22 protein-coding genes are annotated in these 23,276 nt (G+C 54.9%); 6 read left to right on the top strand and 16 right to left on the bottom strand.

From position 1 onward, the window contains the following. Positions 1-68: 68 nt before the first annotated feature. On the top strand, positions 69-848 hold the full coding sequence (locus tag RIC05_RS08145) for an outer membrane protein (protein WP_350046674.1): 780 nt from the start codon (positions 69-71) through the stop codon (positions 846-848). A 65-nt stretch (positions 849-913) separates the two neighbouring features. Here RIC05_RS08145 and RIC05_RS08140 read toward each other — a convergent pair whose 3' ends face one another. From RIC05_RS08140 to RIC05_RS08110, 7 genes are all read right to left on the bottom strand, one after another. Continuing rightward, complete coding sequence (locus tag RIC05_RS08140) at positions 914-2,047, bottom strand: acyl-CoA dehydrogenase (RefSeq protein ID WP_350046673.1); 1,134 nt, start codon at positions 2,045-2,047, stop codon at positions 914-916. A gap of 67 nt (positions 2,048-2,114) precedes the next feature. Continuing rightward, positions 2,115-2,732 (bottom strand): carbonic anhydrase, encoded by a 618-nt coding sequence (locus RIC05_RS08135; RefSeq protein WP_350046672.1) that lies wholly within the window; start codon positions 2,730-2,732, stop codon positions 2,115-2,117. Positions 2,733-2,839: 107 nt separating this feature from the next. Next, the gene (locus RIC05_RS08130; protein WP_350046671.1) at positions 2,840-4,027 is read right to left on the bottom strand and encodes an acetyl-CoA C-acyltransferase; all 1,188 of its coding nucleotides are present in this window, start codon (positions 4,025-4,027) and stop codon (positions 2,840-2,842) included. A gap of 51 nt (positions 4,028-4,078) precedes the next feature. Beyond that, positions 4,079-5,251 (bottom strand): isovaleryl-CoA dehydrogenase, encoded by a 1,173-nt coding sequence (locus RIC05_RS08125; RefSeq protein ID WP_350046670.1) that lies wholly within the window; start codon positions 5,249-5,251, stop codon positions 4,079-4,081. Between the two features lie 72 nt (positions 5,252-5,323). Further along, positions 5,324-5,788 (bottom strand): PaaI family thioesterase, encoded by a 465-nt coding sequence (locus RIC05_RS08120; protein WP_350046669.1) that lies wholly within the window; start codon positions 5,786-5,788, stop codon positions 5,324-5,326. A 457-nt stretch (positions 5,789-6,245) separates the two neighbouring features. Beyond that, a complete protein-coding gene (locus tag RIC05_RS08115; protein ID WP_350046668.1) occupies positions 6,246-7,088 on the bottom strand; it encodes a substrate-binding periplasmic protein in 843 nt (280 codons plus the stop codon). A gap of 210 nt (positions 7,089-7,298) precedes the next feature. Further along, on the bottom strand, positions 7,299-9,161 hold the full coding sequence (locus RIC05_RS08110; protein WP_350046667.1) for a DEAD/DEAH box helicase: 1,863 nt from the start codon (positions 9,159-9,161) through the stop codon (positions 7,299-7,301). Between the two features lie 381 nt (positions 9,162-9,542). Between RIC05_RS08110 and RIC05_RS08105 the strand changes: the two genes are divergently transcribed. Beyond that, positions 9,543-11,213, top strand: coding sequence for a methyl-accepting chemotaxis protein (locus RIC05_RS08105; protein ID WP_350046666.1), 1,671 nt, complete (start codon positions 9,543-9,545; stop codon positions 11,211-11,213). A gap of 113 nt (positions 11,214-11,326) precedes the next feature. Here RIC05_RS08105 and RIC05_RS08100 read toward each other — a convergent pair whose 3' ends face one another. From RIC05_RS08100 to RIC05_RS08080, 5 genes are all read right to left on the bottom strand, one after another. Further along, positions 11,327-11,746: a GFA family protein gene (locus tag RIC05_RS08100; RefSeq protein ID WP_350046665.1), complete on the bottom strand. Its 420-nt coding sequence runs from the start codon at positions 11,744-11,746 to the stop codon at positions 11,327-11,329. Between the two features lie 71 nt (positions 11,747-11,817). Then, positions 11,818-12,282, bottom strand: a complete 465-nt coding sequence (locus RIC05_RS08095) for an SRPBCC family protein (RefSeq protein ID WP_350046664.1) — start codon at positions 12,280-12,282, stop codon at positions 11,818-11,820. A 2-nt stretch (positions 12,283-12,284) separates the two neighbouring features. Beyond that, on the bottom strand, positions 12,285-12,599 hold the full coding sequence (locus RIC05_RS08090) for an ArsR/SmtB family transcription factor (protein WP_350046663.1): 315 nt from the start codon (positions 12,597-12,599) through the stop codon (positions 12,285-12,287). Positions 12,600-12,890: 291 nt separating this feature from the next. After that, the gene (locus RIC05_RS08085; RefSeq protein ID WP_350046662.1) at positions 12,891-13,751 is read right to left on the bottom strand and encodes a prephenate dehydratase; all 861 of its coding nucleotides are present in this window, start codon (positions 13,749-13,751) and stop codon (positions 12,891-12,893) included. Between the two features lie 70 nt (positions 13,752-13,821). Further along, positions 13,822-14,562 (bottom strand): 3-deoxy-manno-octulosonate cytidylyltransferase, encoded by a 741-nt coding sequence (locus tag RIC05_RS08080; protein WP_350046661.1) that lies wholly within the window; start codon positions 14,560-14,562, stop codon positions 13,822-13,824. A 663-nt stretch (positions 14,563-15,225) separates the two neighbouring features. Here RIC05_RS08080 and RIC05_RS08075 point away from each other — a divergent pair. From RIC05_RS08075 to RIC05_RS08060, 4 genes are all read left to right on the top strand, one after another. Then, the gene (locus RIC05_RS08075; RefSeq protein ID WP_350046660.1) at positions 15,226-15,894 is read left to right on the top strand and encodes a c-type cytochrome; all 669 of its coding nucleotides are present in this window, start codon (positions 15,226-15,228) and stop codon (positions 15,892-15,894) included. A gap of 164 nt (positions 15,895-16,058) precedes the next feature. Next, positions 16,059-16,841 (top strand): histidinol-phosphatase, encoded by a 783-nt coding sequence (gene hisN / locus RIC05_RS08070; RefSeq protein ID WP_350046659.1) that lies wholly within the window; start codon positions 16,059-16,061, stop codon positions 16,839-16,841. A gap of 48 nt (positions 16,842-16,889) precedes the next feature. Next, entirely contained in the window at positions 16,890-17,675 is a 786-nt protein-coding gene (locus RIC05_RS08065; protein ID WP_350046658.1) for an inositol monophosphatase family protein, read from the top strand. 110 nt (positions 17,676-17,785) lie between these two features. Beyond that, complete coding sequence (locus tag RIC05_RS08060; protein WP_350046657.1) at positions 17,786-19,015, top strand: cation:proton antiporter; 1,230 nt, start codon at positions 17,786-17,788, stop codon at positions 19,013-19,015. A 5-nt stretch (positions 19,016-19,020) separates the two neighbouring features. On the opposite strand, the gene RIC05_RS08055 is transcribed toward RIC05_RS08060, so the two are convergent. The 4 genes from RIC05_RS08055 to RIC05_RS08040 form a co-directional block, all read right to left on the bottom strand. Continuing rightward, positions 19,021-19,686 carry a LysE family translocator gene (locus tag RIC05_RS08055; protein WP_350046656.1) on the bottom strand — a complete coding sequence of 222 codons (666 nt, stop codon included), beginning with the start codon at positions 19,684-19,686 and terminating at the stop codon, positions 19,021-19,023. Continuing rightward, positions 19,686-20,183: a DinB family protein gene (locus RIC05_RS08050; protein WP_350046655.1), complete on the bottom strand. Its 498-nt coding sequence runs from the start codon at positions 20,181-20,183 to the stop codon at positions 19,686-19,688. The genes RIC05_RS08055 and RIC05_RS08050 overlap by 1 nt, the downstream gene beginning before the upstream one ends. Positions 20,184-20,213: 30 nt before the next feature. Next, positions 20,214-21,137, bottom strand: a complete 924-nt coding sequence (locus RIC05_RS08045) for a DMT family transporter (RefSeq protein ID WP_350046654.1) — start codon at positions 21,135-21,137, stop codon at positions 20,214-20,216. Positions 21,138-21,299: 162 nt separating this feature from the next. Continuing rightward, on the bottom strand, positions 21,300-23,249 hold the full coding sequence (locus tag RIC05_RS08040; protein WP_350046653.1) for a potassium/proton antiporter: 1,950 nt from the start codon (positions 23,247-23,249) through the stop codon (positions 21,300-21,302). Positions 23,250-23,276 lie beyond the last annotated feature (27 nt).

Here is a 23,276-nt window from a genome sequence, read left to right as displayed (position 1 = left end):
TCCCACAACACCATGAAAATGTGGATTAAATTTCTAATATTACCTCACAATAATGCAGGTCAAAATCAATGAGCCCCGCGATGATGAAATCTCCGACGGTCCGTCTCTGCTGCACGATCTGCGTTTTACTTGTCCCGGCTTTTCTGTTCTCCCCCTTGTTGCCGAGCACGGCACATGCGGAAGATGACTGGCTGTTCGCGCCTTATTTGCGGGCCGATCTGGGCTATTCCAGTGCGGTTAACGATAAAGCCGAATTTTTGGACCCGACTGAACGCGATTCGATCGAAATGACAAGCCATAAAGGGTCGCGCTACCAGATCGGTGCCGGGCTCAAGCTCACGGACTATCTGCGAACCGACATCACGGTATCTTATGGTAGCCGACTGTCCGCGGCAGATGACTATCGTGACGCGGATGGCATCCCGAACAAAACAGGCAATAAACTCAATAGTGGCGCCTTAGAGACGAGCAACTGGACGACGATGATGAACGTTTACGTCGATCCACTTAGCTTTGCTGGCGTCGATCTCGGTGCCTTTTCGCCCTACGTCCAAGGTGGCGTTGGCTTGGCGCGGAACAAGACGGAAAAAATGTTCTTTGTAAACGACAATGGTAGCTACACTACCGGCGACACGCATAACGATTTGGCCTGGCAGATTGGTGCTGGTCTCGGGTACGCGATTTCCGACAATTGGACGCTCGACATGTCCTACCGCTTCCTTGACATGGGCGAAGCTCGTGGTGGTGACAAATTTATTAATTCGGTGGGGACTGTGACCAGCCTGGAGGCTGCCCGATTTGACCTAAGGGCACATGAGTTCATGGTCGGCCTGCAATATCAGTTTTGATTGCGACACGGCTTGATTCTGACAAGGGGCACGTTTTGCGTGCCCCCTTTATTCTTCGTTTGCCGTCAATCGGTAAGCGCCCGTGCAATCACCATCCGCTGAATGTCCGATGTGCCTTCGTAAATCTGGCACACGCGCACATCGCGGTAAATGCGCTCGACCGGGAAGTCTTTGAGGTAGCCGTATCCGCCATGGATTTGAATGGCAGCAGAACAGACTTCTTCGGCGATTTCAGATGCGAACATCTTGGCCATGCAGGCCTCGGTCAGACACGGCTTCTGATCATCGCGCAGTTCTGCCGCGCGATGCACCAAAAGCCGCGCAGCATCGATCTTGGTTGCCATATCGGCAAGGCGGAATGCCACCGCCTGATGTTCTATGATCTTTTTCCCAAACGTTTCGCGCTCATTGGCGTAATCCTTGGCGGCTTCGAACGCCGCGCGGGCCATGCCGACCGATTGCGCGGCAATGCCGATCCGGCCACCTTCAAGATTGGCCAGCGCGATTTTATAGCCCTGGCCTTCTTCACCCAGCATATTTTCATCTGGCACCCGGCATTCAACAAAGGTGATCTGGCAGGTATCGGATGCGTTTTGACCAAGCTTTTCCTCAACCCGTGACACGACATAGCCCGGCGTGTCGGTTGGTACGATAAAGGCCGATATGCCGCGCTTGCCCGCATCCGGGTCGGTGACGGCAAAGACGATGGCAATATCGCCCTCACTGCCCGATGTGATGAATTGCTTGGACCCGTTCAGGATCCAGTGATCACCATCGCGCACCGCACGGGTGCGTAGCGCACTGGCATCTGATCCGGCCTGTGGTTCAGTCAGGCAGAACGCACCGATCTTTTCGCCCTGCGCCATGGGGACAAGGAATTTTTGTTTCTGGTCTTCTGTGCCAAATTTAAGGATCGGCATGCAACCGACCGAATTATGCACCGACATGATGGTCGATGTTGCCCCGTCACCGGCCGCAATTTCTTCGAGGGCCAGCGCATAAGCCACATGATCCATGCCCGCCCCGCCATAACTATCGGGGACCAGCATGCCCAGAAAGCCAAGCTCGCCCAGTCCGGCAATGGCTTCGGCCGGGAAGGTATGGTGAATGTCCCATTTGGCGGCATTGGGTTTGAGTTCATTTTCGGCGAACTCACGCGCGGTATCGCGCACCATAATCTGATGTTCTTCCAACCGCATGGCGGCACCTCTCCCAATTTGGGCGAAGCACCGGCCATGCGATCAGAGAACAAGCATCAAGCCGGGCTTACAGGCCCTGAACAAACTCATCTTTGGCACTGTCATATTGCCAAAGAATGCCTTCTTTCATGCCGTACCACCACCCATGCAGGTGAAGGTTGCCGGCATCGACCCGTTCCTTGATGAAAGGAAAGGTCATAAGATTATCAAGTGAGTTACGGATCGAATGGCGCGAAACCTTGTCTACATCCGGACCATGGTGCAAGCAGCATTTCGCCATGCTGACCCATTCACCAATAAAGTCACGTTCCGGCACCTTGCCCGCTTCTCCGTGCTCTACCAGTGCGGAAATGCCGCCACAGGCCGAGTGCCCCAAAATCACGATATCCTTGACCTTAAGATCACGCACCGCAAATTCAATCGCCGCCGATGTACCGTGATAATTTTCGTCCGGCTCATAAGGCGGGACAAGGTTTGCGACGTTACGCACAACAAACATCTCGCCCGGTTCGGCATTGGTCAGGATGGCCGGATCAACGCGTGAATCGGAACAGGCAATCAGAAGAACTTCCGGCTTCTGGCCCGTATTGACCAGATCCTCGACGCGTTCAGGGCGCTGTTCATAATACATCGCCTTGAAACTTTTGAACCCGGCAAGCATCCGGTCGACGGTTGGCTTTGACATTGCGCGAAATCCCCTATTCGGTCGTTATCTCTGGCGACAAAATAGGGCGAATTCACATAAGTTGGTAGCCCTGATTACAGGCTTTTTTGGAACTGATTTAAACTGGTTCACACAAGTTCAATCGCAACAGCGGTTGCTTCGCCCCCGCCAATGCAAAGTGATGCGACACCTTTGGTCCCGCCACGGGTTTTAAGCGCATGGATCAGGGTCACCAGCAAACGCGCGCCGGTTGCGCCAATCGGATGGCCCAGCGCACAGGCACCGCCATGGACATTGACCTTGCCGTGATCCAGTTCAAGATCACGGATGGCGGCCATGGCAACAACGGCAAAGGCCTCGTTAATTTCCCAAAGATCAACATCGCCAACCGACCATCCGGCCTTGGCGAGAACCTTTTTGCTGGCATCAATCGGCGCTGTGGTAAACCAGCACGGTTCCTGCGCATGGGTTGCCTGACCAACGATTTTAGCCAATGGCTTAAGACCACGTTTTTTTGCCTCGGATGCACGCATCATCACCAATGCCGCAGCCCCGTCGGAAATGGATGCAGAATGGGCGGCCGTGACCGTGCCGTCCTTGGCAAAGGCCGGACGCAGGGTTGGGATTTTTTCAGGTTTGGCTTTTGGTGGCTGTTCATCGGCATTGATGGTGACATCGCCGTTACGCGTCGCATAAGTCACCGGGGTAATTTCATCGGCAAAATGACCAGCATTCGCGGCATCCTGTGCGCGGGTCAGCGAAGTAATCGCATAGTCATCCTGTGCCTGGCGGGTAAAGCCGTATTTTTCTGCTGTTGCCTCGGCAAAGGTGCCCATGGAGCGGCCTTTTTCATAGGCATCTTCGAGACCATCAAGCGCCATATGATCATAAATCACGTCATGACCATATTTGTGGCCGCTGCGCATTTTCGGCAGCAAAAACGGCGCATTGGTCATGCTTTCCATACCGCCAACCACCATGACATCAGCCGATCCGGCGGCGAGAATATCATGGGCAAACATGACGGCCTTCATACCGGAACCACACATTTTATTGATCGTGGTTGCCCCGGCAGACCGCGGGATACCGGCATTCCATGCCGCCTGACGCGCAGGTGCCTGACCCTGACCGGCCGGCAAGACATTGCCCATGATGACTTCATCAATGTCATCGGGTGAAACACCGCCGCGCGCGAGCGCTGCCTTGATCGCGACACCGCCAAGTTCAGCGGCGGTAACGGTGGCGAAATCACCCTGCAGGCCGCCCATGGCGGTCCGGGCACAGGAAACGATAACGATGGGATCAGACGTGTTCATGGTATTTGTCCTGTCAGTCTTTAAGGGCATTCTTTAAGGGCGGTTTCGCGATCAGGCGGTTTCGCCAAACAGCTCGCGGCCAATCAGCATGCGGCGGATTTCGCTGGTGCCCGCACCAATTTCATAAAGCTTGGCATCGCGCAGCAAACGCCCGGTCGGGTATTCGTTGATATAGCCGTTTCCACCCAGCGTCTGAATGGCTTCAAGCGCCATCCATGTGGCCTTTTCCGCGGCATAGAGGATCACACCGGCCGCATCTTTGCGCGATGTTTCGCCGCGATCACAGGCCTTGGCAACTTCATAGACATAGGCGCGACACGCATTCATCGTGGTGTACATATCAGCGATTTTGCCCTGCATCAGCTGGAACTCGCCAATTGCCTTACCGAACTGTTTTCGTTCATGAATATAGGGCACAACCACATCCATGCAGGCCCGCATGATGCCGGTTGGACCAGCGGCGAGAACGGCACGCTCATAGTCAAGGCCGCTCATGAGAACGCGGACCCCGCCATGCAACTGACCCAGAATGTTTTCTTCGGGAACTTCGCAATCGACAAACACCAGCTCACAGGTGTTTGAGCCGCGCATGCCAAGCTTATCCAGCTTCTGCGCGGTCGAGAATCCCTTGAACGTCTTTTCAATGATAAAGGCCGTAATCCCCTTGGCCCCGGCATTCAGATCGGTTTTGGCATAGACCACCAATGTGTCGGCATCCGGGCCGTTGGTGATCCACATTTTATTGCCATTGAGGATGTAACGATCACCTTTTTTCTCGGCACGAAGCTTCATCGAAACCACGTCCGATCCTGCCCCCGGTTCGCTCATGGCAAGGGCGCCGATATGTTCGCCGCTGATCAGTTTGGGCAGGTATTTTGCCTTCTGTTCGGCTGTGGCGTTGCGTTTGAGCTGATTGACACACAGGTTGGAATGCGCACCATAAGACAGGGCAACAGATGCTGATGCACGGCTGATTTCTTCCATGGCAATGACATGTTCAAGATAGCCAAGTCCGGTCCCGCCATCTTCTTCGGAAACGGTCATGCCCAGAAGGCCAAGATCGCCGAATTTGCGCCATAGATCGTTGGGGAATTCGTTCTTTTCATCGATCTCGGCAGCACGCGGGGCAATTTCCGCCTCGGCAAAGGAAGAAACGGTTTCGCGGATCGCGTTTGCGGTCTCGCCGAGATCAAATTTCAATCCGGGAAATTCGAAAAATGCCATGGTGTTTTTCCTGCCTGCGTTGCGTGTTTCGGGCGAATTTTATTATTCAAGAAAAGTGACAAATAAGTCGGATTATGCGGTTTTGTTTAATAATTCCGGTGGCAGCTTCATCACTTTAAGCGTCTGAAGAGCGGTTGCGCATAAAACCGGATTTTCATTCCTCATACTAATAACATCGATGCGGGTGACAATGATTGAACGCCCGCGTGAAATGACCTCGCCAACACCGCGCAATTGATCCCCTTGTCCGGGGGCGACGATGTTGAGTTTATATTCAATCGTCAGCATCCCCTGATCAGGTGCGACCAGACTCCAGCCGGCAAATCCACCGGCGATATCGGCAAGACCCGCGATCAGGCCGCCATGGAAGTAACCATTATGCTGAACCAGATCAGAACGGGTTGGCACAACAACTTCGACCCGGCCCGGTTTGACATCGGCAATGCTGGCCCCGATTGACAGATTATAGGGCTGCTGCGTGAAGCGACGTCGCACTTCGGCATCAAAATCGGGGTTTTCGGGTTCAAATTGAGCCATGTCGCGGTCCTGACATTAAAGCGGCATGCCCGTTGCGGGACATACCGGGATATGACGCGACTCCCTTGTAGTTGACGTTAACGTTAACGTCAAATTAAATCAGCAGAGCTCTACCACTTTATATACGCCACCGAAACACCCCGGCCAGAACATGCGCGCAGATTTCCAAAACAGGATGAAATTGGCGGCGTATCAGCGGCCTTGGCCATCGGAAAGATACACGACCAAGTGACTGTTTTCAGGGTTTCAGCCCGCCGATTGACTGGACCGTCTGAGAGTCGCGCGCCTCAGTCCGCGGGCTGCTTGGATCGGTCCATGCGTTGCCCGTCTTAGTCCGCAGGCCGGTTGGCTGCCTGAGAGTGCCCGCCGCGGTCCGCTGGTTGATCGGTCGGCACCTGATTTAAGGGATCAGTCTGCCCGTTGGTGGCTTCCTCCCACGCGTTGCTGACTCAGCCCCCTAATTGGTGGTTTCGCCCCAGTCGCGGATGCCTGCTTCAAGCAATTCGCTCATGACACCCTCAGAAACCAGCTTAAACACGGCTTTTGCAATGCGCCCGCGCAGCGCACCCGTATTACAGGCTGATTGGTGCGACATGGTCAGATACAGATTTTCCGTGCTGACCGGGATGGGGTAGCTTCGGATGTTCTGGATGTTTTCGCGGGCAGCAAAGGCCTTGCCGGGGAATTCTTCGTAAATCAGGTATTCACCACGATTAAGGGCCAGCATTCTCAGCCCCTGTTCAAGGCTGGGCACTTCGCGGATGGTCAGGTTTTCACGGGCATAGGTATCAAAGTTTTGCCCGAAACTGTTATTGATCACGGTCAGGCCTTCAACCCCGACCAGATCCGACCATTGCCGATAGTTAAGATCAAGATTGTCGCGCGTCCAGATCACGGTGCGCGTGCCCTGAAACGCCGGATAGAAATAATCCATATAGTCGAGACGCGGCACGGTCAGAAACGCACCGGCAATCAGATCAATCGTGCCGTCGCGCATATGCTGTTGCACACGGCCCCAACTGCCCGAATGAACCACCCTGATATCGACACCTGAAAGTTCGCCAACACGTTTGATGAATTGCGTCGCCGCCCCTTCAAGGGTTTGGCCGTCTTTTGATATCCATAAATACGGCGGATAATCGGGATTGCCCGAGGCAACAAGATGGGTGCAGTCGCGGCTGCCATCAGCAGCCATGACAAAGTCTTCCACGCCGTCTGTGGCGGATGCCATATTCGCGCCAAACGCAAAACTGGCCATGATCCCCAAGGTCATCCCAAGGGGCACGATCCCTGACTTCATTCGGAATACTCGCTTTCCGTCTATAGCCTATGGTCGATATCGCACACTAAATGTTGCTAGCTATATGTGGGGTCATCCTACGAGAAATTCACCCCAAAGAATAGGAACAACCTACTTTTTGAGTCTGTGTATAACCGTTTCAAACCCTAAACAAAAAAAAGACCGGCTGTTTCCAGCCGATCCTTTGAAAATCTTTGATCGCGAAAGCGATTATGCAGAGCGACGTTTCATGCCCTGGGCACCGCCACGTCCTTCGGAAGAACGGTTTGGACGGTCGCCAAAGTCACGACGTGCGCCGCCTTCACGTGCACCGGCACCCGCGCCATCACGGCCGCGGAAGTTACCGCCACGACCACCTGCACCAGCACGTTCGCCACGTGGCTTGTCAGCAAAGCGACCTGCACCACCATCACGACCGGCACCGGCATCACGCTGTGCGCCATCACGCTGGCCACCTTCGCCACGCGGGCGGAAGTTACCACCGCGACCGCCATTGCGATCTTCACGATCCCCACGCGGAGCGCGGTCATCATTGTCGAAACGCGGTTTGCGATCAGCGCGGAAATCACCGCCATCACGACGCGGACGATCACCAAAATCACGACGTGCACCATCACGGGCACCTTCGCGAGGCGCACCGTCACGACCGCCATCACGGCCGCCGAAACCACGAGCTGCGCGTTCGCCTTCGCCACGACCGGCATCACGACCGCCGGCAAAGCCACCACGAGCGCCGTCACGGGCACCATCGCGGCCACCATCACGACCGCCGCCGAAGCCGCCACGACCACGACCGCCATCGCGACCGCCGCCAAAGCCACCGCGACCACCGTCACGACCGCCACCGCCGCCGAAGCCACGACCACCGCCGAAGCCACCACGGCCACGACCGCCATCACGACCACCGCCGCCGCCGCCACTTGAACGTGCCGGAGGAGTTGCATGGAATTCATGGTTTTCGTCGATTGCAACGTCCTGTTTGATCAGGCGTTCAATGTTGCGAAGCAGGCGAATGTCGCGCGGCTCACAGAACGAAATCGCTGTACCTTCGGCAGAACCACGACCGGTACGACCGATACGGTGAACATAGCTTTCGGAATCTTGCGGAAGATCGTAGTTCACAACGTGGGTAATACCCGGAACGTCGATACCACGGGCGGCAACATCGGTTGCAATCAGAACCGGGAACTGGCCATTACGGAAGTTCCGCAGGATTTTCTGACGAATGCGCTGCTGCTTGTCACCATGGATCGCATCGCTATCAATGCCTTCATCGCGGAGCTGGAACGAAAGTTCATCAGCATCTGCTTTGGTTTTGGTGAAGACCAGAACGCGTTCGGTGTCATCACGTTTGAGGATCTGAACCAGAAGTTTGGTTTTGTCGTGACGTTTCACGAACATACCGATCTGGGTCACACGCTCGGTCACGCTGGACTGCGGTGCGGTTTCAACTTTAACCGGATCGCGCAGAAGGCGGTCGGTCAGATGTTTGACTTCTGCAGGCATGGTTGCCGAGAACATCACGGTCTGATGTTTGTGCGGCAGCTGTTCTGCAACGGTCAGAACGTCTTCGGAGAAGCCCATGTCAAGCATACGGTCGGCTTCATCAAGGATGAAGACTTCGACATCGTCGAAACGAATCGTATTACGCGACATATGGTCAAGCAGACGACCCGGGGTCGCAACCAGGATATCAACGCCACGGCGAAGTTCCTGAATCTGCGGGCCCATCGGGGAGCCACCAAAAACAACAGATGAGAAAAGGCGGATGCCTTTTTTGAAATCACGCAGGCACTGGCCAATCTGGGTTGCCAGTTCGCGGGTCGGCGCAAGAATGACTGCGCGCGGCTGACCCGGTTTTGGACGCTGCGGATTTTCAGCAAGACGCTGCAGCAATGGCAGGCAGAATGCAGCGGTTTTACCGCCACCCGTATGGGAGATACCCATAAGGTCACGCCCTTCGAGAAGTGCTGGAATCGTGGCGGCCTGGATTTCAGTCGGCGCCGAGAAACCAGAAGCTTCAACATTGCGCAGCAGGGGCTCGATGAGGTTGAGCCCTTCAAAATTCGTCATAAAGGAAAGTCCTTCGTTATCCGGTCGGCGACATGTTAACGCCTGTTGTGCCTGCTCATACGCAGTCATGACCGGTAACGCGGCAAAGAAGCCACTGCGTCGGACCCTGCAAGAGAGGCAAATGATGTGAGGTCACAACGTCATCACGCTGCAACCACCCTCCTCGCCTTTGATACAGTTCCTGACAGCTGATTCTGTCTTTGCAAGCGAAGGAATGAGCCGGGTGATACAGGGCCTTCGAAACAATGTCAATCAAAGCCCGCGCCGGTCAGCCATGCAAAAACGCATTTGAAGCCCAATATATGTTTAATCTTTAACTATTCCGTACACATTTGATGGCTAATAATCCATGTACGACAGTTGTTTAGCAAGGGAATGGACATGCGATTTCGTGTTGTGACGGGGATTTTTTCGATCCCGGCGATTTGCCTACTTACGCTGCTTGCGATTATTTTCACCGTCGCACTCAATTATCAAACCAGCCTGCGAAACGGAAAGTTCGAGCAGATTTCGCATCTGACCGAGGGTGCTGTCACCATCGTTGACACCTATGTTGCCAAAGCGAAATCCGGCGAGATGAGCGAGTCTGATGCCAAGGCCGCCGCCCTTGGCATTCTGAATGCATATCGCTTTGATGGCGAAAACTATATCTATGCGTCCGATTACAGCCATTGCATGGTGCTGGACCCGTTAAGCCCGGAAGATGTCGGCAAATGTAATCCGGACAGCAAGGTTCGAAACATGATCGTCGATACGGCCAAGGCCGGTGGCGGGATCATTACCTATGAAACCAAGAAACCCGGTGAAGGCGACCGGCTGATTGAAAAGGCCGCCTATGTGCGCCCGATCAAGGAATGGAACTGGGCGCTTGGTGCGGGCGTTTATATGGATGACGTCGAGTCCGAATTTGTCAGTGTCATGCAAAACATCGCGATCATTTCGATCATTGCCATCGCGATTGCCGGTATTTTGTCATGGATCGTCGGCACCCGGATCACGCAAAGCATCGTTGGCCTGAACAGCAGCATTCGCACCATTGCCGATGGCGATTACAAGGCCCCGGTCGAAACCGAGTCGCGTTTCATTGAAATCGGCGATATGGGGGCGGGCGTTCTTGCCCTGCGCGACAAGTCGGCACAAGCCCAGCAGCTTGAATCCGATGCGGCCAGCCAGAAACAGAAAAGCGAACAGGAACGCCGCGCGAATATCCGGTCCATTGCCGAAAAACTCAAAAGCGAGGTTGGCGGCATTGCCGGTGCGGTTGATCGTTCGGTTCAACGCAGTGGCGACCTTGCCAACAGCATGGCGCACAACGCCGACGGCATTTTGGGACAAAGCCAACAGGTCGCATCAGCCGCAGGTGAAGTGTCGCAGAATGTCGATGCGGTTGCAGCCGCGACCGAGGAACTTTCATCTTCGATCACGGAAATCAACATGCAGATTTCCCAGATGTCGAACACGGTTGAACGCGCAACCGATGAAAGCCAGAGTGCGTCAAACGACGTTGCCGGTTTGTCCAACACGGTCGAAAAGATCAAAGAAATCATTGGCCTGATCAATGACATTGCCGGTCAGACCAACCTTTTGGCCCTGAACGCGACCATCGAGGCGGCGCGGGCCGGTGAAGCCGGTAAAGGTTTTGCCGTGGTCGCAAACGAGGTCAAAAACCTTGCGACCCAGACCGCAAAGGCAACGGACGAGATCGCAGCCCAGATCAACGACATCGTTGATGGTACTGAACGGGCTGTTACCGGGATTTCGCGGGTTTCGGAAACCATCGAACAGGTTAGGGGGGCTTCGACCGCGATTGCCGCCGCGATTGAGGAACAGGGTGCCGCGACACAGGAAATTTCAGGCAACGCAAACCGCAGTGCGGATGGCGTGAAACAGATTTCCTATAGCATCGATGAAACCATGAAGAACGCGCAAGGCACGACCAAAGATGCCGCCGAACTGAAATCGGCATCCGAAGAGCTTTCAAGCCGTTCGAGCGAACTTACCCAGATCATTGCGCGATTCTCCGGTGATCTGATCAAACAGTCGGAAAGCTGATCATTTCGACAGCATATCAATAAATAAGGGCCGGCCCCCATCAGGACCGGCCCTTATACCAACGGCTCTCAGACGAAGCCGGAAGTTGCAGCGATGTTGTTTCACTGGCCGGTTTATCCGGGCATTCGCTCGAATTTCTGCAACGAGGAATCAATCGTATCCCAGACATGACCGCAGATGCCGTAGGTGACCACCTGCGGATTAAACTGACCAGGGTCGTCAAGGCTTGCCGCGTGGATCACGATCAAATCCGGCATTGCCGCGAATGTCAGGTAGACCGGCGTTCCGCAGGTCGGACAGAAGGCGTGAATCTTTTCGTTCCCACTATCGGCCGTTACCCGCCAGGTTTTCGCTTCGCCGATAACTGTCACATCGGCGCGCTGCGGGAAGGTCAGATAGGACCCGTGCCCTGTACCGCTTCGTTTCTGGCAATGCACGCACTGGCAGTGGTTCTCGAAGACGGGTTCGCTGCTCGTTTCAAAACGGATGGCGCCACACGCGCATCCGCCGGTGTAATCTTTCGCCTTGCTCATTACATTCGCTCCGTTGACTGTGGATGTGAGTGCAGCCTCCGATTGCGCCGTTCAGGACGACGCCCGGCGGGTCACGCGGCTTTCGGCTTGGCGAAGACGTCGAGCCCAGAGCCGGTTTCCAGATAGGATTTCAAGCTGGAGAGGACGACCGGCCAGCCTTTGCTGATGCCCTTCGCCATATCGCCGTCCGCCTCGAGTTCGTCATGCGCAACGGTCAGCCGAACCATATCTTCGTATTCCTCGATTTCGAAGGTCACCCGACTGTGGCTTTCCGGATTATCGGCCCGTGCGGGACTCGCCCAGGATATGACCAGACGGTTCGGCGGCGAGAACTCGATAACCTTGCCGACAATATTAACGGTCCGCTCGTCATTGGCGCGGATATGCTCCCATGTCGATCCGGGTTTCCAGTCGGATACATTCTCATGGCCCCAGTAGCGCCGTGTGATCTCCGGATTGCTGATGGCTTCGAACACTTTCTCGGGTGTCGAGGCAATATAGGTCACGTAAACAAAGCTGGTCGCCTCTTTGGTCATGGTCATTCTCCCTCGAGTTCCTTTTTCAAATCGTGCAGCAGGCTGAGCCGCTGCACTTCATACTTCCGCACCCACCGCTCGTAGACCTCGTGCAGCGGCACAGGGTTAATGAAATGCAGCTTTTCCCGCCCCCGCCTGACTGTGCTCACCAGACTGGCCTCTTCCAGTATCCCGAGATGTTGGGTGGCGGATTGCCGGGCCATATCGAGATTTTCGCAAAGCTGGCCGAGCGTTTGCCCGTTCTTCTCATAAAGACGATCAAGCAGCTTCCTGCGTGTCGGGTCGCTCAGTGCTTTGAAAACCTTGTCAGTATCCATCGTTCTCGCTCAGTCTGTATAAGAGCACATTATGCAGGTAAAATACTGCATGTCAAGAGCAGGTATTTACCTGCATAATGGTGTTGTCCGGCTTCAGCACCGGTTGGACAAATCACCCTTTTGGTCAGAGACAAGCGTAGGTCTGGAACCGATAACTCATTGAAATAAAGATGTATTCCGGCCTTCGCGGGAATGACGATCAGGGTCGAAAGGGATGGAACCGCTTTGTAACAAACAAGGGCCGGACATCAAAATGTCCGACCCTTGTTGCGTTTGGATATCGGCCAAAGGTTATTCCGCCGGAAGATCATTTTCGCGGCGGAAGGAATGTGCCGGGTAAACCCCGAGAATGCGGACTTCGTGGGAGAAGAATTGCAATTCTTCGAGCGCGTGGCGCAGGCCGAGCTGTTCGGGGTGTGCTTCGACCTCGGCAAAGAACTGGGTCGCGGTGAAATGGCCTTCGACCATATAGCTTTCAAGCTTGGTCATGTTGATGCCATTGGTGGCAAAACCGCCCAGCGCCTTATACAGGGCGGCTGCGACGTTGCGCACACGGAAGACAAAGCTTGTCACGACCGGCGTTCCGTCATTGGCAATATTCAGCGGATCGCGGGCCAGAATGATAAAGCGGGTGGTGTTGTGCGCGGCGTCTTCGACTTCGGTGCGCAAGATATCAAGACCATAAATCTCGGCGGCCAGGACCGGTGCGATGGCGGCAATTGATTTATCACCGCGATCAGCGACTTCTTTGGCGCAGCCAGCCGTATCGGGACCGACAACCGTATGGACACCCAGTTCCTTGCGCAGTTTGCGGCATTGGCCAAGGGCGTGAACGTGGCTGTGGATTTCCTTGATGTCTTCGATCTTGGTACCGGGCACAGCGACCAGTGCGTGGTTAATCCGAAGGAAGGTTTCACCAATGATATGCACACCCGATTCGGGCAGAATATGGTGAACATCGGCCACACGTCCGGCAAGGGTGTTGTCAATCGGGATCACGGCCAGATCAACATCGCCTTCTTCCAATGCACTAAAGGCGCCTTCAAAGGTCCGACACGGTACTGTTATGGCACCGGGAAACGCACGACGGGCGGCCTGATCCGAATAGGCACCGTGCATTCCCTGAAAAGCGATCCTTTGTTGGGCAGTCATATGGCTGTTTCCTGATAAGTCAAAAGTGTTTTAGCGACAGTTTTTTAGGATTTGGCATAGAAAACCCTAATTACGCGCCCAAGACAAGCCGGGCGCGTTCAAGGTCTTCGGCGGTATCAACACCCAGTGGCACACCATCGACCAATGCCACCGCAATCACCATGCCGTTTTCAAGGGCGCGCAACTGTTCAAGCTTTTCACGTTGTTCCAGTTCGGCCGGTGGCAGGGCCACAAAGCGATCAAGGGCAGCGCGCCGGTAGGTATAAAGACCGATGTGATGATATAGCGGCCCGTCGCCATGCGGGGCTGTTGCGCGGGTGAAATAAAGCGCGCGTGCCACACGGCCATTGCCAAAGGCGGCAACGGCCTTGACCACATTGGGATTGTCGCGTTCTTCGGCGCGCGTGATTTCGGCCGCCAGTGTTGCGATATCGACCAACGGGTCGCTGAGCGGTTCAAACACCGCACGGATGTCGGCGGCATCAATGGTCGGCAAATCCCCCTGCACATTGACCACCGCATCGTATTTGCCTTCGGGGTCAAAGGTTTGCAGGGCCTGATGCACCCGATCCGATCCGCTGGGCAAATCAGGATCGGTCAGAACCGCAATGCCCCCCGCCGCGGTCACGACATCGGCGATTTCCTGTTCGGCGCAGGCCACCAGAACCGGGCCGATTTTTGCTTCAAGCGCACGACGCCAGACCTGAACGATCATTGGCACGCCGCAAATATCGGCCAATGGCTTGTTCGGCAGGCGGGTTGAGGCCATACGAGCGGGAATTACAACAACAGGATTGCGCGGCGTCGACATTTTAAAACTCCGGTCAGGCTCAAATTACCTGTATTTGATCTTGCGCAAAGCATGACCCAAACGGCCAATGGCAAAACAACAGGCATGATTTTGCGCGACATTAGCCGGTTTTTGGCGAATGGCGAAAGGCGGAATCGGTTTTAGGGTCCAAACTCATTCACATGACCGCCCCGGCAACTGATATAAGAGAAAACACTAGGAAAAGTCCGCAGAGCGGGGTGATCCCCGGTCAAGGAATTTGACGCAGAGTTTTCTCTTATATCAGTTGTCCTTCGGATCACCCGGATTTGCACGGGCTACTTTGGCGCAAAACCTTGAAAGATGTATATCTTCCTGCGGTTTTGCTTCGCGTATCCGCACAAATCCGGGAGACCGGGGCGATTATGTGAATGAGTTTGAACCCTAGAACACGACAAAGGGCAGGATTTATATACCTAGACTAAAGTTCAAGAGCATCCGCTTTCGCCTTGGTGTTTAAGAAAGGTTGATGCAAATCGCTGAAACGTATAGTTTCCGACCGAACAGTTTTGCCTGCGGTTACAAGTGTGTTTCTCATTTACGAGGATTGCCAGGGGGGCCTATGGGTAAACTGAGTGAAAATTTAGGGTTCAGGCCCTAAAAATGAGAAACCTGAGAGTGATTAGGCTGTAACGGGGTCCCGTCATGAACACGATGGAAATCAACAAGATCGTAGCCGGAGTGATTTGCGCCGTGCTTCTGGTAGTGGTTGTCGGCAAGATCGGCAGCGCACTGGTTCATCCTGATGAACTTGAAGCACCGGTTTATCCTTTCTCCGAGGAACTGATGGCGGGTGCAAATGCTGATGCTGCGGCACCAAGCGAGCCGGCCGGTCCAGAACCGATTCTGGCCATGTTGGCATCTGCCGACCTTGGCGATGGCGAGAAAGTCTTTAAAAAATGCGCATCCTGCCACGATGTGGAAAAAGGTGGTCCGAATAAAACCGGCCCGAACCTGTATGGCATCGTCGGGGCGAATTTCGCCCATAAGAGCGACTTCGCCTATTCTGATGGCATGGCCAACCATGGCAGTGCGTGGGGCTTTGAGGAACTCAACGAGTTCCTTTACAAACCGCGTGACTATATCGATGGCACGAAAATGAGCTTCGGCGGCCTGAAAAAGGCCTCGGATCGTGCAGCTGTCATTGCATGGCTTAACAGCAAATCCGATAACCCGGTTCCATTGCCGGATCCGGCAGCAATTGAAGCAGCAGCACCTGCTGAAGATGCGGCTGCACCGGTTGAAGGCGACGTAGCTGCTCCGGCTGAAGGCGCAGAAGCCGCACCGGCTGAAGGCGAAGCTGTCGCACAGTAAGCCAAAGATAACTGAGCAGATTTTTCTGATCAGACATTGATTTTTAACAGGGGACAGGTAACTGTCCCCTGTTTGCTTTTGATGGTCGTTTTTGCGGCCAAAAGTAATTGTCAAAGCGGTATGCACCGCGCCCCACCATCAGATTCTTGCAGGGATGCGCTTTCATGGAAAATCTCGACCACTTTTTGGAAATCGCCCACAAACTGGCCGATGCCGCCCGCCCGGTGGTCCGTAAATATTACCGCACCCCGGTCGCGGTTGACGTGAAAGCAGATGACAGCCCGGTGACGATTGCGGACCGGGAAGTTGAACGCACCATGCGCGAAATCCTGAATACCGAATTGCCCGATCACGGGATTCTGGGCGAAGAATACGGCCGCGAAAATACCGATGCCGAATTTGTCTGGGTGCTTGATCCGATTGATGGCACCAAATCGTTCATTTCCGGCAAGCCAAGCTTTGCCACCCTGATTGCGCTTTGCCATAACGGCAAACCGATCATTGGCATTATCGATCAGGCGATTACCGATGAACGCTGGGTCGGCATGATGGGGCAGGCCAGCACGATGAACGGCAATGAGATCAGCGCACGTGAGTGCGAAGACCTTAAAAGTGCGACCTTCTTTACCACCGCGCCGGAACTGTTCCGCGGCGATTCGGCCAAGGCCTATCAGGCGATTTCGAAAAACTGCCGGGTGCCGATGTATGGGGTGGATGCCTATGCATACGGCCTGACCGCGCTTGGACTTGCTGATACGGTGGTTGAAATCGGGCTTCAGGCCTATGATTTCTGCGCACTTGTCCCGGTGGTTGAAGGGGCCGGAGGTGTGATGACCGACTGGTCGGGCACAGCCTTAAGCATTGAAAGTGCCGGGGACGTGATCGCCAGCGGGGATGCACGGTGCCATCAGGATGTTCTGGTCACCATCAAAGCCGCGATGGCCTGATATCGGCGAGCTGACATTCCCCCTGCCCTAAACCGGAGCCCTTACCCAATGCGCAACAGCCACCCGTTTCTTGCCATGGCCCACAAGCTTGCCGATGCGGCCCGCCCTGTTTTGCAAAGCTATTACCGCAAGCCGGTGGAAATTGACGTTAAGGGGGATTCAAGCCTTGTGACCGATGCCGACCGGGCGATTGAACGCACCATGCGCGATCTGATCCATGCCGAACTGCCCGGTCATGGCATTCTGGGTGAAGAATACGGGCCGGAAAACCTTGAGGCGGAATATGTCTGGGTGCTGGACCCGATTGATGGCACCAAATCGTTCATTACCGGCAAGCCCAGCTTTAACACCCTGATTGCGCTGTGTCAGAACGGCAAGCCGGTTTTGGGCGTGATTGATCAGGCAATTTTGGATGAACGCTGGATCGGGGTCAGCGGGCAGGCAACGACGTTAAACGACAAACCGATTTCAGCACGTGAGTGCCCGCACCTGAAAGATGCCACCATTTTTACAACCGGGCCGGATCTTTTCGTCAGACAAAAGGCAATCGCCGGATATGAGGCAGCGTTTCAGGCCGCACGTCAGCCGGTTTACGGCATTGATTCTTATGGCTATGGCCTGATCGCGCTGGGGTTTGGCGATGTTTTGATCGAATCGAACTTACAGCCCTATGATTTCTGTGCCGCCGTGCCGGTGATTGAAGGGGCCGGGGGTGTGATTACCGATTGGGATGGCCAGGACCTTACGATCAACAGCGGCGATCTGGTGATTGCCAGTGGTGATCAGCGGTGCCATCAGGAAGGGCTTGATGTCCTTCAACGTGCGACCGCCTGAACATGCCACCGGATCATGCCAGCCTAACAAACAGGTTTTGGTGTTTTGCGCAAAGTCAGGCAAGATTACCAGATGGACCAATACGTTAGACAGCTAAGTCAGGCAGTGCCATGTTCGAGTGGGTGATCATTCTGTTTCTGGGGTCCGGGCTTGTTTACGGGTTGCAGTCCCAGCGGTTGCAACGGCGCAGCATTTCATCCCCCATGATCATGGTTATGGCAGGTGCGGTAATTGCCGTGCCACTTGGCATCTGGCATGAAGCGCCGATGGCGCCCCTTTCAGGGCGGCTTGAATTCGCCGCCGGCTTTGCCGAAATGACCCTGGCGATCATTCTGTTTTTAGATGCGGCGGTTCTGGATTATCGCAAAGAAGGCCCGGCGCGGCGCCTTGCCAATCGGCTTCTTTTGGTTGGTTTGCCGCTGACCATCGGGGTGACATGGGCCTTTATCATGGGGCTTGATGCAACAATCGGGATGCTGCCCGCGCTTATATTGGCCCTGATTGTCAGCCCGACCGATGCCGCCCTTGGCCGACCGGTTCTTGAAAACAAACAGGTCCCTGCCCCGGTACGTCAGGGCATTAATATTGAAAGCGGCCTGAATGACGGGTTGGTCCTGCCGGTCTTTACCACCGCCATCTTGCTTGAAGCCGAACTGGTCGGTGAAGGGCCCAATAACTGGGTCACCGAAGCCCTTCTTGAAATTTCCGTCGGGGCCGGGGTGGGTATTGCCGCCGGGTTGGGCATTGGCTTGCTGGTCAATCATGCGGTGACGCGCAAGACCATTCTGGACCGGTTCGAACGGCTTTTGGGCATTTTTGCCGCCCTTTTGATTTTCTTCCTGTCTGAAAAGCTGGGCGGTAATGGTTTTGTCGCGGCCTTTGCCGGGGGCATGGCCCTTAACATTTCAAGTACGAAGGTCCGGGATGCGATTGAAAGTTTTGGCGAAGCCGAGGCCGAGCTTTTAACCATGCTGACCTTCTTTATGTTTGGCTTGCTTGTCGTGCCCGCAGCCTACGGCCTTTGGACAACCGAGATGCTTGTTTTCTCGATTGCCAGCCTTGTGGTTTTGCGCCCGGTTTGCGTCTGGATCTGCATGATTGGTAGTCCTTATTCCCTGGCCGAAAAGCTTTATATCGGCTGGTTCGGGCCGCGCGGGATCGCATCGATCATTTATCTTCTGATCATGGCCACCATGATCGATCCGACCGGGCATGAAGCGATCTATGCCGCGGTTGTCATGATTGTCTGTATCAGTGTTGTCGCGCACGGATTAAGTGCCGCACCGCTATCCCAAGCACTTGTTGCACATCTGGCACGGAAATCAAAAGCCGCGAAATAGGGTGCCTATTGCTGGCTTATCGCCAGACGGGCACCAAGGGCAACAAACATCGCCCCCAAGGCACGTTGCAGCCATACGCCAAGCTTGTTGTGGCCTTTGATCCGCACGGCGGCGGCGGCGACCAGAAGGACAATGGTGCTTTCCACCACCAACCCGATCAGATTGACCATTGATCCCAAAATCAGGAATTGCACCGCCCCGTGCCCTTGTGCGGGATCAACGAATTGCGGCAGAAAGGCCATGAAAAAGATCGCGACCTTGGGATTAAGGACATCAATCATCACCCCTTGTCGCCATGCCTGAAAGGCCGTGGCGTTTCTGGGTGAAAGTGCGGCGTTATGCGGTAGATCTCTGGTGTCGGAACCTGTGTGCTTTTTGGCAAAGCTGGCGCGGATTGCACCAATGCCCAGCCAGACCAGATAGCCAACCCCGACCCATTTGACAATGGCAAAGGCCAGTGCCGAAGTTGCCAAAATTGCCGACAGACCAAGGGCGGCCGCCACCACATGGACAAACGCGCCCGACACCACACCAATGGTTGAAAACAACCCGATTTTGCGGCCATGAACGGCGGTTTGCCCGACAATATAGGCCATATCGGGTCCCGGCGAGATATTGAGCAAAAAGGCCGCAATCAAAAACGGCGTATAATGCACCAGAAGATCAACCATCACAGATGATCGCGCCCGTAATAGATCAGATCGATTTCAAGCGGTTTGGCCCCGGCTTCGAGGATCATGTTGGACAGTTGCCCGCGATGATGGGTTTGATGGTTGAACATATGCCCCAGCACCAGATCACGCGGCATGGTATAGGCCCCCGCCGTGACCGACTGATAGGTCAAATCCGATGCGATGACATCCGGGGTTAAGGTAGATGTGAAATCAATGATGGCCTGATCCTGCGTCATCCGGGCGGCGCGCAAGTCATCAAATTTCGCAAACAGAACCGTATCAAGCGGCATCGAGATCGGTGCGCCGAGCAAACGCGACATCCAAATGCTGTCTGCGACCAGAAGATGGTTCAAGGTTGCACTGATGGACGGGAAAAAGGCCGTGCGCGGCGCATCAAGATCGCGTTGGGAAAGTGTCGCACAGGCATCATAGACATGCCCGTTCGCCCAACGGTTATAGCGGGCCAAGCGTTCGAAATAGGCAACGCTGTTCATCTGCGATCTCCCTTATGACGTTAACTGGAGCTAGGGTTTGATAGCTGGCGGTGTCGTGGCAACCTGTTCCAATACCTTGGCAGCAGGTTTTGGCACGCGCTTGGTCAGAATAACCACATTGCCGATCAATGTCAGGCCCACACCCCAGATGATGTTGCTGGTCCAATGGAAATCTTCAAACCATGTCGAGAGCAACAAGGCGACAACCGGAAACATCACCGAACTATAGGCCGCACGGTCCGGACCGATTTTACCAAGCAAGGTCAGGTAAAAGCCAAACGCCAGTACCGAGCCAAACAGCGACAGATAGACCAACGCCATCAGGAAAGACGGGCTTGTATCAAAGGTCAGGGGAATACCGGCCAGACCGATATAGGCAAACAGCAAAACCGATCCATAAAGCATGCCATAAGCATTGGCCTGCATGACCGGAATGCCCCGCCCCTGATTGCGGGCCGATGCCATATTGCCAAGGGATGCGATGTAACTGCCCGCCAGGGATACCAGAAGCCCGATGCTGCCCCCGGTGGTCAGATCAAAGGCGGCAAGATCATTGGCAAAGACCATGGCAATGCCCGACAAACCGATTGTCGCACCGATCAAAGTCCGTGTTTCGGGCCGACGATGGAAAAAGATCGCGCCATTAATCATGTTCATGATGACGATGGTTGAAAACACCACCGCCAACAGGCCGGATGTCAGATGGGTGCTGGCGACATAAATCAGAACATAGTTCAGCGAGAACAGGCAGATCCCAAGGACTGCCATAAACAAATGATCGCGCAGGGAGAACCGCATCGGCAACCGCCGCGCCAAGCACCATGCCAGCAAAATGACCGTGGCAAGGGCGAAACGGTAGGCAACAGCGACTTCGGGGGCGACCGAAAGCTGATACTGAATGGCAATCCAGGTCGATCCCCAGATTACGACAACTGCTGCATATAAACCCAACATGCCCATGGCACTCCACCGAAAACCGAAGCGGCAATCTAAGGCAAATCGGGAGCGTTACCAAACCAGCATTTTTGATCCCGGCATTAGCTGGGCTAATCCAAGGGACGTCAATTTAATGTATGAAACCCGTCCTTGGTCGCGTCCTTGTGCACGGACTGCGGATTACCTTGTTTTTTCCGGGGCGTTTTCCACATCCGGCAGGCTTTCGTCAGACGGTTCTGCTTCGATATCGGAACCCGAATCATTGGCCGTTTCATCGGTCAGCTGTTCAGCCGGTGCGGAACGTTCGATGCGCAAGGCGGCATTTTTCTCGTCACGTTTGCGCTTTTGCCAGTCACGCCAGATTTCGAGCAATTCGGAGCGGGACTGGAAGATCGGAAGACGGCGTTTGGGTTTGGCTTTTTGTTGTTCAACCGCAAGCCCGACTTCGATCACGCCATGTTCATCATCGGTGCGCCGGACAATCAGTTCTACCGTGCCATAGGCCATGCGATCGCCAAGTTCGACATCGCCGGGAAGGTCACGTTCAAGGATATCGGCAACGGTTAAATCTTCGTCCCCGTCATGAACCGAAAAGCCGTACAGCCGCGCGATATCCACAACCCGCGTATCTGGCGGGAAGCTGAAATCCCCGAACAGATCGACGTCATTGGCGCCTTCGGCCGGTCCGGCAAATAACTGATCAAGCAGTTCGACATGGCGCGGCGGGGTGATGATATAGACCTGATCAGCCCCCTGAATAGGACCGGCACTGTGCGGGCGGAGCGATTTGCCTTCACGCAGGATCAGGCTGGGCCGCGCCCAACGCGGAATGCGATGACCGGTGGCAACGGCACTGGCTTCGTGCACGCGGTAAACAACGATTTCCTGATTGGCATTGCCGGGCAATTCAAGATCAATACGGTCCACCGGCCCATGACGCGGCGGCACGATGATACCGAGCCAGTTTGCCACGCGCCTGATGGTCCAGCCCTGTAGCAAAAGAGACGTGATCACGACGATAAAGGCAGTGTTAAACAGTAACTGGCCTTCGGGCACGCCTTCGACCATTGGCACGATGGCCAGCAGGATCGAGACCGCCCCGCGCAAGCCGACCCATGAAATAAAGGCGGTATCATTACGCGAGAAATTAAAGAACATCAGGCACAGCCAGACCGCAACCGGACGGGCGATAAACACCAGAACCAGTGCCAGAATCACACCGGGGATCAGCACCGCGCCAAATTCGGACGGGGTTGCCAACAGGCCAAGGGTGACAAACATCGCGATCTGCGCCAGCCATGTTGTGACATGCTGAAAACGTCGGACACCGACGCTCATCTGCATTTTGCTGTTGCCGGCATAAAGGCCTGCGACATAGACCGCCAAAAATCCGCTGCCACCCAGAATACTGGTCGCACCAAACAGAGAAAGTGCCAGCGCCATGGTAATGATCGGCACCAAACCCGGTTCCAGTTTGACCCGATTGATCATCCAGACCAGCGCATAGCCCCCGGCCAGACCGAAAATCGCCCCCAGACCGATTTGCAGGACAAAGCGTTGGAGCAACTCGAACGCGATATTTTCCCCGCCACCCAGCACGATCAATTCAACCAGTGAAATGGTCAGGAACACCGCCATCGGGTCGTTCGAACCCGATTCGACTTCCAGCGTGCTGCGCGTGCGATCACGCAGATTGATCCCGCCGACCCGCAACAGGAAAAATACCGCCGCCGCATCGGTCGAACTGACAATCGCGCCAAACAAAAGCGCGATCAGCCAGGGCACATCCAACACAAGCCAGGTCACAGCCCCGATCACCCCCGTGGTGATCAGAACCCCGAAGGTCGCAAGGACAAGCGATGGTCCGGCGGCAATTTTTAACGTTCGAAGCTGGGTTTCAAAACCACTGTCAAACAGGATTAGGGCAAGCGCGATGGAGCCGATAAAATAGGCCAGCGGTGCGTTATCAAACATGATGCCGCCAATGCCATCTTCACCGGCAGCCAGGCCGACAAACAGAAACACCAACAGCAAAGGCGCCCCGACACGGAAACTGACGAGGCTTGTGAAAACCGCGACCACAACCAGAATCGATGCAATCAGGATGACCAGATTCATCGATTCAATCATAGTTCGGCTCTTCCTTCTGGATGGTGG

The organism is Thalassospira sp., assembly GCF_040218635.1.
Lineage (GTDB): Bacteria > Pseudomonadota > Alphaproteobacteria > Rhodospirillales > Thalassospiraceae > Thalassospira.
The sequence above is the reverse complement of the archived record's forward strand: the minus strand, read 5'-3'. Positions and strand labels throughout refer to the sequence as shown.